14 protein-coding genes are annotated in these 15259 nt (G+C 24.7%); 2 read left to right on the top strand and 12 right to left on the bottom strand.

Annotation, left to right across the window (positions count from 1 at the left end):
• Positions 1-587 precede the first annotated feature (587 nt).
• Complete coding sequence (locus tag AS160_RS07950) at positions 588-1517, top strand: aldo/keto reductase (protein ID WP_165147421.1); 930 nt, start codon at positions 588-590, stop codon at positions 1515-1517.
• A gap of 64 nt (positions 1518-1581) precedes the next feature.
• Here the strand turns inward: AS160_RS07950 and AS160_RS07945 are convergent, their stop codons facing one another.
• The 11 genes from AS160_RS07945 to AS160_RS07895 form a co-directional block, all read right to left on the bottom strand.
• Complete coding sequence (locus tag AS160_RS07945; RefSeq protein ID WP_165147418.1) at positions 1582-2958, bottom strand: Do family serine endopeptidase; 1377 nt, start codon at positions 2956-2958, stop codon at positions 1582-1584.
• 79 nt (positions 2959-3037) lie between these two features.
• A complete protein-coding gene (locus AS160_RS07940) occupies positions 3038-4552 on the bottom strand; it encodes an ATP-binding cassette domain-containing protein (protein WP_165147415.1) in 1515 nt (504 codons plus the stop codon).
• Between the two features lie 7 nt (positions 4553-4559).
• Positions 4560-6284, bottom strand: coding sequence for an excinuclease ABC subunit UvrC (gene uvrC, locus AS160_RS07935; protein WP_165147412.1), 1725 nt, complete (start codon positions 6282-6284; stop codon positions 4560-4562).
• A complete protein-coding gene (locus tag AS160_RS07930; RefSeq protein ID WP_165147409.1) occupies positions 6274-7077 on the bottom strand; it encodes a GGDEF domain-containing protein in 804 nt (267 codons plus the stop codon). The genes uvrC and AS160_RS07930 overlap by 11 nt, the downstream gene beginning before the upstream one ends.
• The gene (locus tag AS160_RS07925) at positions 7034-7549 is read right to left on the bottom strand and encodes a DUF501 domain-containing protein (protein ID WP_165147406.1); all 516 of its coding nucleotides are present in this window, start codon (positions 7547-7549) and stop codon (positions 7034-7036) included. Before AS160_RS07925 ends, AS160_RS07930 begins: the two co-directional genes overlap by 44 nt.
• The gene (locus AS160_RS07920; protein WP_165147403.1) at positions 7516-8361 is read right to left on the bottom strand and encodes a 50S ribosomal protein L11 methyltransferase; all 846 of its coding nucleotides are present in this window, start codon (positions 8359-8361) and stop codon (positions 7516-7518) included. Before AS160_RS07920 ends, AS160_RS07925 begins: the two co-directional genes overlap by 34 nt.
• A 98-nt stretch (positions 8362-8459) precedes the next feature.
• Positions 8460-8933, bottom strand: a complete 474-nt coding sequence (locus AS160_RS07915) for a pyridoxamine 5'-phosphate oxidase family protein (protein WP_165147400.1) — start codon at positions 8931-8933, stop codon at positions 8460-8462.
• 11 nt (positions 8934-8944) lie between these two features.
• The gene (locus AS160_RS07910; protein WP_165147397.1) at positions 8945-9271 is read right to left on the bottom strand and encodes a hypothetical protein; all 327 of its coding nucleotides are present in this window, start codon (positions 9269-9271) and stop codon (positions 8945-8947) included.
• 103 nt (positions 9272-9374) lie between these two features.
• The gene (locus AS160_RS07905; RefSeq protein WP_165147394.1) at positions 9375-10055 is read right to left on the bottom strand and encodes a permease; all 681 of its coding nucleotides are present in this window, start codon (positions 10053-10055) and stop codon (positions 9375-9377) included.
• A complete protein-coding gene (locus tag AS160_RS07900; RefSeq protein WP_165147391.1) occupies positions 10052-10528 on the bottom strand; it encodes a permease in 477 nt (158 codons plus the stop codon). Before AS160_RS07900 ends, AS160_RS07905 begins: the two co-directional genes overlap by 4 nt.
• 77 nt (positions 10529-10605) lie before the next feature.
• Positions 10606-11229: a Crp/Fnr family transcriptional regulator gene (locus AS160_RS07895; RefSeq protein WP_165147388.1), complete on the bottom strand. Its 624-nt coding sequence runs from the start codon at positions 11227-11229 to the stop codon at positions 10606-10608.
• 154 nt (positions 11230-11383) lie between these two features.
• Between AS160_RS07895 and AS160_RS07890 the strand changes: the two genes are divergently transcribed.
• Entirely contained in the window at positions 11384-12769 is a 1386-nt protein-coding gene (locus AS160_RS07890; RefSeq protein WP_165147385.1) for a pyruvate carboxylase subunit B, read from the top strand.
• Positions 12770-12810: 41 nt separating this feature from the next.
• Here the strand turns inward: AS160_RS07890 and AS160_RS07885 are convergent, their stop codons facing one another.
• The gene (locus AS160_RS07885; RefSeq protein ID WP_165147382.1) at positions 12811-15180 is read right to left on the bottom strand and encodes a hypothetical protein; all 2370 of its coding nucleotides are present in this window, start codon (positions 15178-15180) and stop codon (positions 12811-12813) included.
• Between the last annotated feature and the right edge of the window lie 79 nt (positions 15181-15259).

The raw sequence follows: 15259 nt of genomic DNA, 5'->3' as shown, positions 1-15259 counted from the left end.
AAACTAGTTAGAAGTATTTATTATATGCTTAAAAATAATTCATCCTATAATCCTATTGAATTATCTCAATCTTCTAAAAAAATGGTGTTTTTAAAGGATGATAGTAATAATCAATAATAATAATTAAGCGTTTACAATTAACAAAACAACTAAATAATTCTAATTTTTGCACCATGTGCATAATATTTGTTTTACTCTTTTTTCTATCTGTATTATTCTGAATTCTTGTTATTTTTCATCTTTGTTAATTTTCATTGTTTTTTTATTTCCCTCTTGACTTATTACCGGAGACTTTTTTATTGAATTATATCAGTTGAAATAGTTACATTAAAAATATAGTGAATATAAAATATTTAGAATTATTACTGAATATATATAATTTAAGCCAATTTTATGTAAATCATAAAATGTGATTTAATAATGTTTTTATTATGTAAATAAAATATTAATGATAATATAGTAAGGTGTTTTTACATTAGAAATGTTCCAAACAATTGTTTTTAGAAAAATATGATAATATGTTATATAATATAGAAAATAATTATTATAATTTCTTATTACGTTGCAGTTTAAGGAGGGAGAGGAATATGAATTATAGGAAGTATTTAGGAAAAGTTGTTTCTGAAATTGGATTTGGAGCTTGGCAATTAGGTAATGATAAAGAATGGGGAGGGCCGAAAGACTCAGAAGCAATTAAATTAGTAGAGACAGCTGTAGAACTTGGATGTAATTTTTTTGATACAGCTCCAAATTATGCAGAAGGTAAAAGTGAATTAATTCTAGGTGAGGCATTAAAAGAATTTGATAGAGAAAAAATAGTAATAAATACAAAAGTTGGTCATGTTCCTGGAGAAAAAGATGGTTTTGCACCAGAAGTTATAAAAAAAACTGTGGAAAATAGTTTAAAAAAACTTAAAACTAATTATTTGGATTCGGTGATTTTACATAATCCGCCAATAGAAATGCTAGATAAAAATTCTCAACAATTTAAAGTTTTAAAAGAATTAAAAAAATCTGGGTTAATAAAAGCATATGGAGCTTCTTTAGATTTTTCATATGAAGTTGATAAACTAGTAGAAAATACAGATAGTGAAGTAGTAGAAATATTATTTAATATATTTTTTCAAGACGTAAGAAAATCTTTTAATAAAATTAGAGAAAAAGGATTAGCAGTAATAGTTAAAGTGCCTTTAGATTCTGGATGGTTAACAGGAAAATATAATAAAGATAGTAGATTTACTGGAATTAGAAGTAGATGGAGTGTAGAAGATATTGAGAGAAGAGCAAAATTAATTGAAAAAATTAAGGAAATAAAAGGAAATGTGTCTATGGTTCATGAAGCCTTGAGTTATATTTTATCATATGATGTTATTAGTACAATTGCAGTAGGTAGTAAAAATATAGAACAATTAAAAGAAAATTTAAAAGCTAGTGAAATTAAGATGGATAAAAGCAAAGTTAAAAAATATGAAGAATTATATGAAAGAGAAATAGCAATTAATCCATTACCTTGGTAAAAAATTTGAAGAATTACAAATATAATGAATGTATAATAAAAGTCCCATCGAAAAATGATGGGACTTAATTACCCATATAACTAAAGTATACAGAAGCTCTATAACCATCTCTATATATTATAAATCCTACATAATCACCTTTTTTAATCTTTGAAGCTAATTTTTGGAAATCTTTTACAGATTCTAATTTTTCACCTTTTCCATTTACATACATTTCCATTATAATATCGCCTTTTTTAATATTTACATATTGTGCTTCTGAACCTTCTTTAACCTCTTCGACTCTAACACCAAACATGTCTTTTGGTAATTTTAATTCATTAATATCTTCTGGAGTTAAATCTCTAACTTTTAATCCTAAATAATATTCTTCTGTAGCTTGTGCAAATTCTTCTCTTTCGGCTAAAGTAACTGTATATGTAATTTCTTTTCCTTTTCTATTTACAACAACATTAATGCTTTGTCCAGCAGGATAAGTTTTTACTATATATACTAGTTCATCAGCACTATCTATTTCTTTATTATCTATTTTTACAATAACATCACCTGGCTTAATTCCAACCTTTTCAGCAGGGGATCCTTTTTCAATGTCACTAACAAAAGCGCCTTTTGTTACCTTTAACCCGAAGGTTTTTGAAAGTGATTCTGTAACATTTTGTATATATACACCTAAATAAGCTTTTGAAACTTTTCCATTATTAATTAAAGATTCAGCAAATCTTTTAGCAAAATTAATTGGAATAGCAAATCCTAAATTTTGACCTTCAGTAGGATTCACAATAGCAGTATTAATACCTATTACTTGTGCATGTATATTTAATAATGGTCCTCCACTGTTACCTGGATTAATAGCAGCATCTGTTTGAATTAAATCAGCATAATATCCATTTCCATCTGGTTTTGGTATTTTTCTATGAACGGCACTTACTACACCTAAAGTAACTGTATGTTTGAATCCTAAAGGATTACCTATTGCAATTGCCCATTCTCCTATTTGAATACTATCAGAGTCTCCCAATTCTATTACAGGTAATTCGTCTTTAGTTTCAAGTTGTATAACAGCTATGTCAAGATCTCCATCTCCACCTATATATTTTGCTTCATACTTTTTCCCTTCTAAAGTAGTTACGGTAATTCTATCAGCATTTTCAACAACGTGATAATTTGTTAATATATATCCTCTTTTATCAAAAATAAATCCTGTACCTAAAGATTTGAATTCTCTATCTTGTGTCCATGGAGATTCTCCAAAAAATCTCTTATAGAATTCTTCTATAAAAGGATCAATAGATGTTTGCTTATGACCAGTAGCTTCAATATTAACAACAGCTTTAGCAGCTTCGTTTACAACATTAACAACAGGAGATACATAATCTGGATTTACAAAAGCAAATGAAGAAACTACAATTAATAGCATTAATGCAACAACTATCTTTTTCATCAAAATCACCTCCATTGCTATATTTTCTATATATATTTTTATAATGTTTTTCTTAGAATTTCCTTAGAATTATTTTAAATTATTCTAACAAAATTTTGTTGATATTATAAAGGATATCGTGATTCTCTTTCATATCTCGTTCAAAAGAATTCTTAAATGACAATTTTTGTTTTATTTTTAAAGGTTTTCCATCTAAAATAAATATATTTTCTCCAAGAATTGATACCTCAAATGGATCATGTGTAACCATTATAATAGTAAATTTTTCATTGTTCTGTATTTTTAATAATTCATTCATTATTTTATATTTATTTGAAATATCTAGAGACGAAAAAGCTTCATCCATTAAAATAATATCTGGCTTATATGCTATAGCTCTTAATATATTTATTCTTTTTTTCATACCTCCAGATAATTCATATGGAAACATATATAAAACTTCTTTTTCTAAATTTAACATTTTTAAGTAGTTTTCTATTTCCATTATAGAAATATTTTCATTTATAAGTCTAATATTTTCTATTATATTTAACCATGGTATTAATCTATCATCTTGGAAAATATAACCTATTTTTCCTTGTATATAAACCTCTCCACTATCTTTTTCAACAATATTAGATAGTATGTTTAAAATAGTTGTTTTTCCTATACCCGATTCACCTAATAAAATATTTATTTTAGAGTTTTCAAAAATAATATTAAAGTCAGATAATATGACATTGTTATCAAATTTTTTGTTCAAATTAGTTATAATTATATTGTCTTTTTTTTCTTTAGCATCATACATTTCAAATTTTGATAAATCATTTTTTGATAAATCATTCATTGATAAAATTTTTCTAGATAAAACTTTTTTTGATAAAGTATTTCTTAATAAATTTTTTCTAGATAACTCTTTTAAAATTTTTTCACTAATCATCCCAAAAATCGCTAATAGTATAGTATATGCAAATACCCTATCAATATTTAAAGCTATTTTACTAAAAGATAAACTCACACCTAAACCTCTATCTCCAGCTAAAAACTCTCCTACAACAACAGATTTCCACATACTACCAGATATCATATTTAAAGTAGATTTTAAAAAGGGAATTAACGAAGGGAAATAAATTTTTAAAATTATCTTCTTATTATCAACATTGAAAACTTTAGCCATTTCTATTAATTTCTTATCTGTAGATTTTACACCTTCTGATATATTTAAAACAATAACAGGAAAAATAACCATAAAAGCGACAAATACCGGAGTGTAAAAACCTATACCAAACCAAAGCATTGCTATAGCTATATAGGAAACTACGGGAGAACTTTGTATTATCATTAACATTGGTCTAAAAATTTGAAATATATTATTATTTAGACCTGTAATTAGACCTATTGGAATACCAATAATGATAGATATAAAAAATCCGACAATAATTTTTAAAAATGTATTTGCTAAATCAAGGTAAAATGTATAATCCCTAAATAATTTAACCATTTCCCCAAAAACTTTATGTGGAAATGGGATTAATAATGGATTATTTGTAAATATAGAAATTAAATACCAAAGTGCTATTATTAATAATATACCAATTAATGTATTTTTTTTCATATTTCACCTAATCAAAAAATTCCTTTATTTTTTTTGCTATTTTTTCATTTTTAATTACTTCATTTATTTCTTCCCACGTTGCTTTTTTTATTTCTTCTATAGATCCGAAATGATTTATCAGTATTTTTTTTCTTTTTGGACCTATACCTGGAATATCGTCTAATCTAGATCTTTCAAATCTTTTAGCTCTCAATTTCCTATTAAAAGTAATAGCAAATCTATGAGTTTCATCTCTCATAAATATTAGCATCCTCAAAACAGGATGATCAAGAGGTAAATGTAAATCTTCAATATCACCTGGGAATACTATTCGTTCATCTTCTTTAGCAATTCCAACTACATCAACATCAGCATATCCTAATTCATTTAAAGCTTCAACAGCCGAATTAACCTGGCCTTTACCTCCGTCTATAAACAATAGATCAGGTAAAGGATGTTTGGAATATCTTCTTCTAATTACAGTTCTAATAGATTCAAAATCATTAGGTTCTTTAAATTCATCAAGTCTATACCGTCTATAATCCTCTTTTTTAGGTTTGCCATTTTCAAATGTAATTAATGATGCAACAGTATACATTCCTTGTAAATGAGAAATGTCAATTCCTTCAATTCTATATGGTATTTTTTTTAAAGATAATATTTCTTTTGCTTGTTTTAATATATTTCCCAAGTCTGTTTGCTTTTTAACTTCTTCTTTTAAATTTCTTGTAGTGATTGTATATAATTCTTCGTTTTCAGTCTTTAAATCCTTTATATTTTTTAATCCGTTTTTATTTAAATAATGAATAACTTCCTCTTCTAAATTATTATCAAAATCCTTTATCCAAATTTCATCTGGAATAATATTTTTTCTAATTAAATAATATTGATGAATAAATTCATTTATATCTTCATCTATTGTAAAGGTTAATTTAGAGATAATATAACCTTGTCTAATTATTAATAATACAACTATTGGATACTCTTCATCCTTAGCAATTATGTCAATATTCTTATTATGTATCATTTCAACGCCAATTGGTACAAATAATCTATCTAGTTTAAATAATAAATCTCTTAATTGAGCTGCTTTTTCAAAATTAAGAATTTTAGCATATTGTTGCATAGATTCTTCTATATAATTTCTAATAGATTTGATATTACCTTTTAAAAATCTTTTTACTTTACCAATAGCTTTATTGTACTCTTTCTTATCCACCTCAACATAACAAGGCGCAAAACATTTTCCTAAATGAAATAAGAAGCATGGTTTAGACTTTCTATCTAATTTTCTTTCACACGTTCTTACTTTGTATACCCATTGTATAATTTCAATAATACCTCTAACCATACCTACATTTGAATATGGGCCGTAAAAATAAGCGTTTTCACTTTTTTTTGTTCTTACTAATTTTATTTGTGGAAAATCCTCTTTTGTTATAGCAATATAAGGATACACACGTGTATCCTTTAATAATATATTGTATTTAGGTTTATGAGTGAATATTAAATTAGATTCTAAAATAAGTGATTCATCTTCATTTCTTACAACAATATAATCTAAAAATTCTGCTTCAGAAACAATCTTTTCAACTTTTTCATTTTTTTCTTGATTAGATTTATTAAAATAAGAAGATAATCTATTTTTTAATTTTTTTGCTTTACCAATATATATAGGTTTTGAATTTTTATCTTTAAAGATATAAACACCGGGTTCATTTGGGATATTTTTTAAAACTTTTCTATCTAACATTTTTTCTCCTCTTTTTGTTTTCGTACATATCTAAATCAGCTTTAGAGAACATATCTTCTAAAGATAAATTATCATCTTTTGTTTTTATATATTTTCCAGCTGAAACACCAATATTATATATATTTAATTCCCTTCTTATTTTTTCATCAATTCTTTTTATGATATTGTCTATTATTTCTGATGAATTTGAATTTACTAAAATAACAAATTCATCTCCACCATATCTAATAGCTAAATCAGTTTTTCTTATACTTTTATTAATTATATCTCCTACTTTTTTTAATACATAATCTCCAGATTTATGACCAAAATTATCATTTACAGGTTTAAAGTTATCTAAATCCATGACTATAATACAAAATTCTTTGTTCATATATTCTTTTATTTTTATAACCTTAGGAATTATTTCAGTATAATATCTTCTATTTAATAAGCCGGTTAAGGAGTCGGTAAAAATATACTTTCTAGCTCTAAGCATATCATATAATATCAAAGAAATTGATATAAAAAATGAAATATCTCCCATATAAAATGTGTTTATGTCAAATACATTTAGAAAACTAAAGAAATACAAAGATAAATCTGTTATAGGAGCAGTAATATATAATCCAAAACGAGCAACTAACAGCGCGAAATATTTTAATCCCAAATTAATAGCGCCATTGACATTGCCTAATAATATTAATCTAATAATAGATAATATTCCTAAAAAAGCAAGTATAAAAATAACTACATGTGTTCGTATATCCCTATAATATACAACAGATGCAGTTCTCACATTCCTTCTTTTCAATGATTCCCCACACCCTTTCGCCAATAGGATTATTCGTCCCTCCTAAAAATGATGCAAGCTGCAAATGTAAACACTTAATACTCTCAAAATTACTTATTCCACCAATTCCAATATTTTTTAGTCTTTCATTTACCCAATTAGGTTCATTTTTTAACAAGCTGTTTCTTTCACTTTTTTCCTCTAAATGAGCTTTTAAATATTCCTCTCTTAATTTATCATTAATTTTTATTTCATTTTCCCAATCTTTTATTTTTCCTAATGATTCTAATTTTCCAACTTCTTTTATTAAATGAGGGCAAGTTAACCAATATAATGTAGGAAAAGGTTTTCCATCTTTCATTGGATAACTTTTTATAACAATTGGTTTTCCAAATGAACACCTTTTAGGAATAGATATTATTTTATTTGGTTTTCTTCCAATTTGTTTTTCAATTATTTCTATATCCTCTTTTGTAATAGAAGTGATATCCATCCTGAATCTTCCTCTCTTGATATTATATTATATTCTTTTTCAAAAATTTTATTTAACATCTCTTCTTCTCTTTCTTTGTTTATACCTGATAATATTAAGTATCCATTTTCATTTAATATGATATCTAATTTTTCATCATCTAATAATCTTAATAATATAGGAACAACAATATTTGCAATTATTATATCGTATCTATCTTTTTTTTCTACGGAGGATAATAAGTCAGATTGTTTAACTTCAATTTCTAAATTATTTAATTTAAATGTTTCTTTAGCTTTTTCTACAGCTAAAAGATCATAATCAAGAGCTAATAATTTACTAGCTCCGTATAATTTAGCTATAATTGATAATATTCCTGTTCCTGTTCCAACATCTAAAACATCTGCTCCTTCATTTATTACTTTAATTAAATTTTTTGCAGCTAATTTTGTTGTGGGGTGTAATCCCGTTCCAAAAGCTGTACCTGGTATTATTTTTATTTCTTTTACACCACTTGGAATATTATAACTCTTTGTAGGATCTGGAATAATCCATATATTTTCAATAAACTCAAATGGTTTTAAAGATTCTCTCCAAGGTTTTAACCATTCATCTTCTGAGATATTTTGTTTTGAAATTAATTCTAAGTTTTCTTTTAGATATTCTATTATATTATCTTCATTAACTTTTGGGTTAATATATACTTTAACAACAGATTGTCCTTTTGTAGGTTTATCAAAATAGTAATTTTGGAATTCATGTATAGCAAAAAATGTTTCTATATTATCTTCTAAATTTTCAGGTAAAACAAAAATATATTCTATGTATTCCATATTTTCACCTCTTTAAAATAAAATCATTTTTAGTATAACATCAACTTTTGACTTTTTTAAAAAAATATTGTGAAAAAACAAATAAGGCAAAGTATGCCTTATTTGTTTTGAAAGGATTCTTTTCCAGAAATATATTCAATATCAATAGCCACAATATGGGAATTTGTACAATTGTTTATCATTTTTTCCTTTTCATCTTGTGGTCTTTCGGAAGAGTATTTTTCAACTAAAGCTCTAAATGCTTCAATTTTTTCATTTCCTGAAACAATTCGAGCTTTTCCGAACACTATAGCACTTCTAAAATATGTAGAATATTTTTCACTTAAAACAACTTCTTTTTCTACAACAGAAAATGATACTTTATTATTTTTCTTAATAGAATCTATTTTATTGCCTTCTTTTGCTGAATGGAAATATATTTTATTATTATAATATACATAATTCAATGGAACAGCATAAGCATAATCATTGTCTCCAATGCAAGCTAGAACACCATAACTACAAGATAATAATATATTTATAGTTTCTTTTTCATCTAATAATCTATCTTTTCTTCTCATTTCTCTAAACAATTTAACAGCTCCTATCCTTTGAATTCAATTGATTTATTAAAATAACCTTCTTTTATATTACCTTTTGAATCATATAATTTATTATCTAAAAATTTATTATCTACAGATAATTTATTATTTAAAGAAATAGAGCTGCTTTTATTTATTTTTTCAATATTTCTCAGTTCTATTTCAGCTTCTTCTATATTTCCCGATTTTATTAACTTATCAATATTCCCAATCTTATATAACAGGTTATTATCTTTACTATTTATTGCATTATATAATAATTTTCTTAATTTTGATTGTAAATATAAGTTTTTTGGATCATGTTGAATGTAATAATTATTAATTTTCATGTTCTCACCCCTATATTTCTCTGTGATATATTTCCATAATAACTAATGTATTTCCTTATTGATCTATATATAAAGTTAAATTTAGAAATATAGGGGAAAATTATTATGCATACTTTTTAGTTTTATTTATAATCATACAATCATCAATAGTGGCTTCACCCTTAATCACTGCATCAGAAAATGCTCTACAATTAGGATATCCACATGCTCCGCAATTCATATTTGGCAAATCTCTTAAAATCTTTTTTTCATATACTATTTCTTTATCTTCTATTTCATCAATTATATCTTCTCTTGTCACTAATTTTTCCATTATATACCCCATAATTAAAATTGCTGGAATTGTTAATGCATATCGAGTAATGGCAAAGGATAATCCTAAGAAACTAGATTCCACCATAAACATAACAACCTTTACTACTGCCCAAGAACTAATTATTATAACTAAATTTGCGATACTAGCTCCTTTTAAAAATAATGCTTGAGCTACCGGGAAAGCTGCATATATCGGACCTGCGGAAACAGCTCCTGTAAAAATTGATAAAAATTTTCCTTTTATACCAGATTCTTTCCCAAAGTTTTTCATTATTACTTCAGATGGTACCCATACTGTAATTAGTGAGGATATTATCAATATAGGTGGCATAACTTCAATCATTTCTATTAAAAAACCTTTTGTCATTTCTAATCCTCTAAAAAATATATCTGGTTTTACAAAAAAAGCTATTGCATATAATACTACACTTATAGATATCAATCTGTTATCTTTTATAATTTTATTCATAATATCACCGCCATTCCAGATGCTATTAAAATTGCAGCCACAAAACTTATCCACAATCTATGTAATGTAAATTTCTTTCCGAAATATTTGATTTCTATTGGCATAGTCGCAAATCCAACCATAGTTAAAGTAGTGATAAATGCTGCTATTGCTGTTAAGTTGGCACCACTTTGATAAAGTGATTTTGATAAAGGAAATGCTATAAATGCAGGAATAATAGTTAATGCACCTATTATCGCTCCGTAAATTGTACTTAAAAATTCATTTGAGTTGCCCAGTAATTGTTTTATCAATTCAGGAGGTAAAACCGCAAGAACTAACCCAACTAATGCCATAACACCTATAATTTCTATAAATGTTTTTACAAACAAATTCTTAGACAAAATTAAACTTTCTTTTGTTTTTTCCTTACTTTTAAAAAATGACCATACTAAAAATACTACCGCAATAATTATAAGAATAACTGTATTCATTTTATCTACCTCCATTTTTTAAGTTGTCATTATTATAATAAATAAAAAAAAATAATACCGTGACTTTAATCACGGTATTACTCAAAAAAACTCTTATCTACTATTTTTATATGATTTTTGTCTAATATTTTTATTATCCCTTCTTTTTCTAATTCACTAATTTTTCTCGAAACAACTTCTCTTACACTGCCAATATCATTTGCTATTTTTTGCTTTGATTTAAAATAAATTGTTTCTGATTTTTGCTGTTTGTATAATAAAGAAAGATATTTTATAATTCTTTCTTTTACGGATTTTATAATTAAAATATCTACAATATTTGATAAGTTCAATAATTTTTTTGATATTTCATTTAAATATAAAACTAGAAAATTTTCGTTCTCTCTAAATAACTTTAAAACTCCTTCTCTAGATATTTCTAAGACACTTGCATCTTCTTCTGATACTATATATGAAGGATAATTCTCTCCAGAAAAAATAAGACCCTCGCCAAAGCTTTCATTTTCATTTAAATATTTTAATACTTGTTCATAGCCATCAGGTGTATACTTTACAACTTTCAATTTTCCTTTTATAATAATACTAACTTGCCTTAATTCTTCATTTGGAGAATGCAATATATCATTTCTTTTTATATTTATAATTCTTCCATATTTCTCTAAAATTTTTTTATTTTCTTTTAAAATATTTTGAAAAAACATATTCTTATACTCCTAAAAAATTATTATTAAAAAAGTATAATTCTATTTTATTTTTCTGTCTTAAAGATTTATATCCTAATCTTCTTTTTAAAATCAAAACTTAACTGATTTTTAAAATAAGAATGTTTTAATTATTATGATGGAGGTGGAAAAAATGACAAAATTTGTTGATACCACTTTAAGAGATGGGCAACAATCAATAATTGCAACTAGGATGAAAACTTCTGAATTTGAACCAGTTTTAGATAAATTTGATAAAATAGGTTTTCATTCTATGGAAGTGTGGGGTGGAGCCACATACGACTCTTGTATAAGATATTTAGATGAAAATCCATGGGAAAGATTAAAAATATTAAAAGATAAGTTAAAAAACACACAAATACAAATGTTGTTAAGAGGTCAAAATTTATTAGGGTACAGAAATTATGCAGATGATGTAGTAGAACTTTTTGTCAATAAAACAGCAGATTATGGCATGGATATTATTAGAGTATTTGATGCATTAAATGATATAAGAAATTTAGAAAAGAGTATAGAAGTTGCTAAAAAAAGGAATATTCATGTTCAAGGAGCTATATCTTATACAATAAGTCCTGTACATAATTTAGAATTTTATTTAAATTATGCAAAAGAATTAGTAGAAAAAGGTGTAGATTCAATTGTAATAAAAGACATGGCGGGTTTATTAACTCCAAAAATGTCATATGAATTAGTGAAAGAATTAAAAAAGAACTTTAATATTCCAATAGAATTACATTCCCATAATACAGCTGGTATGGCATCAATAGCATATCAAGCAGCAATAGATGCGGGGATAGATTATATTGATACTGCTCTTAGCCCTTTTGCCGAAGCTAGTTCTCAACCTGCTGTAGAACCGTTTAATTTTGCATTAGGAGAACCGTTGAACTCAGAATTATTGTATGAATTATCTGATTATTTCTGGAAAGTTAGAGAAAATCACAAAGAAAATGATATGAAAATGATTTCTATCGATTATAGGATTTTAAAGGCACAAATACCAGGTGGAATGTTTTCTAATCTAGTTTCTCAATTAAAAAATCAAAAAATGCTTCATCTATTAGATGAAGTTTTAAAAGAAGTACCAAGAGTTAGAAAAGATTTAGGTTATCCACCACTAGTTACACCTACTAGTCAAATTGTTGGAGTTCAAGCTGTTTTAAATGTAATGTATAAAGAAAGATATAAAGCTATAACGAAAGAAGTAAAAAATTATTTAAAAGGTATGTATGGAAAATCTCCTGCTCCAGTTGATGAAGAATTATTAAAGAAAGCATTAGGAAATGAAAAACCTATTACATGTAGACCAGCAGATTTATTGGAACCGGAAGTAGAAAAAGCAAAAGAAGAAATAGGGGTTTTAGCTGAAAATGATGAAGATTTATTAACTTATATTTTATTTGGAGAAGTTGGTAAGAATTATTTAAAGAAAAAATATGAAAAAGAAATACAAGTTGACTTTGGATTGGTTGAAGAAAATAAAGAGTTTACTGAAGATGAAAGTATATATCCAGTATAATAAATAATAAATAAATGCTGCCATTTGGCAGCATTTATTTATTATTTATATTCATTAGTAATAGGTATAGAAAAATTTATCCAATAAAATGCTGTTAAATCAAAATTTAAAGAAAAACTCATTTTTGACTTTTTTGTTTTTAAATTATAATTATAATCAATATTTGCTTTAATTCCATCAAAACCGTATTTTCCATCTAAAATCGAATAATACGGATACCATATTTTTTTCGATATATTAATTCCAGGGATTAAATTGCCATTTGTATCATAATATATATAAGGTTCATTTTTTACCGAATACAAATCAAAAGCTTTTGAGTATTGAATATAATAGTAATTATTTATAAATCCTATAATTAAATTATTTTCATAATAATTCTGATCATTTATTTCATATGGATTTTTCATTAAATGTATTTTTAGATCTTTATTTACAAAGTTTAAATTTTCGAGTTTTATATTTCCCTCTATTCCAAAATAATTTTTATTCTTTAGGTAAAATTCAAAATTTTTAGAAAAATTAAAATTAGTATATAATTTATTATTATCAAATTTAAAAATAGAATAATTTTGAATACCCATATAATCTAAATAATACCCAAATATAGGTTTTAAGTTTGATAATACTCCTATCCCCAATCCGTAATTTAACCCTTCACTTAAAGACAAAAATATTGCTCCAATCTCATTATCTTCACTGTATGGAATTAAGAAATTGTATTTTAGAGGTTCAAAATATTTTGGAGAATCAGAATTATCCTTTTTAATATTTTTTATAGATATTTTAGAATTATATATTTTTAAATATTCTTCTGATCTAGCGACAATATCAGTTTTAGATAAATGATATCCATTTGAGTCATAATATAGGAAATATAATTCATTATTTAGTATAATAGGATAAAATGTTCCAAAGATATGATTGGTTAATTTTTTTACTAAATTAGAACTTAAGTTTAATGAATATATATTAAAAATATTATCTTCATAATTTGATGAGTAATATATATTATTGTTTTTTATAAAAAGATTTAATTCAATATATTTATCATTAGTTAATTGAATTAATTCCTTACTATTTAAATCAATATAATATATATCATTTTGATTATTTAATGTTCCAGAAAAAAATATCTTATTATTGTAATAATAAAAATCATTTATTGTGTATTTTCCATAATCAATTAATTTTTCTATATTTCCATTGTTTATATTTTTTAAAAATATTGCAGTTAAACCATTATTTATCTTTGAATATACAATTTTATCATTTCCAACAAAAGCAAAATTAATTACCCTATTATCAATTACAGTATCGGATATTGGACAATTGCATTTTAAATATAAAGTATTAGTATTTTGATTAGATATTAAATAAATTATTTTACCATCATTTGATACATCGAATTTAGATATACCAGGTAATATTAATTCATTATTTTTATACACTCCTTTTATTTTTGATGGTGAATCATTATAATAATATAAATATTTTCCATCTGTTTTTAAATTTGATGTAAAGTTGCTAGTATCATATATAGCTTGGTAATCTTCATATTCTTTTAAATATTGATTTTTATATTTTATTTTAATGTATAATAAAAAATCATTCCATTTTTCATTGGTTATTCTTTCAAATGAACTGCTTATTGTACTGAAAAATAAATGTGAATTTATATCTTTTATAATTTTTTTTAAAATCTCTTCACCGTATTTTTCAGATATTTCTTTTGTTAATATAGCGCCATACATATAATTAAAACCTGCAGGAGACCAAATGTCTTTTCCCATTTCTAATGAATATCTAGGGTAATATTTACTTAAAATTTCTGCTTTTAAATACATATTAAATATGTCATTATTAAATCTTCCATTATAATATTTACTTTCCATATATATAGATAATCCTTCATGTAAATAACTTGGATTCCAATTCATCATTAAAACTTTTTTTATGTATTCATTTGGAATCCATGAAACAAAATTGTTTAAAGTGTTACCATAGAAAATATGGTTCAATTCATGAGAGAAAACAAAACTAATCCAATCTTCAACATGATTAGAAAGCCCTTGTTTAGCATATGGTGGATTAATATATAATCTTATTACATTTAGTGGAGGAATAGCAAATGAGTTAACGTAATCCACATCATCGAAAATATAAACTGTAATTGTTCCAGGAATAGTATCATAGAATTTAGAATAATCCTCATATAATTTATCTGCAGTATATTTTAATTCATTAACATAAAACCTTAAATCCTTTTCAAAAACAAATTTAAAGTATTTAGTGTTTTCTACATAAGAATCATCAGAAATATTATATATAATTTGTGAAAAAGAATTAATAGATATTAAAAAAAACAAAACAAGAAAAAACTTTACAAATAATCTTTTTAATAAATACATTTATGCACCCCCAAAAAATCATATTAAAAATCAACATATAAAATTATAACATATGATATAATATATTATATAGTATGAA

This window comes from Marinitoga sp. 38H-ov (assembly GCF_011057715.1).
Taxonomy (GTDB): domain Bacteria; phylum Thermotogota; class Thermotogae; order Petrotogales; family Petrotogaceae; genus Marinitoga.
Note: the sequence above shows the minus strand (reverse complement) of the source record. Positions and strands in the feature narration are given on the sequence as shown.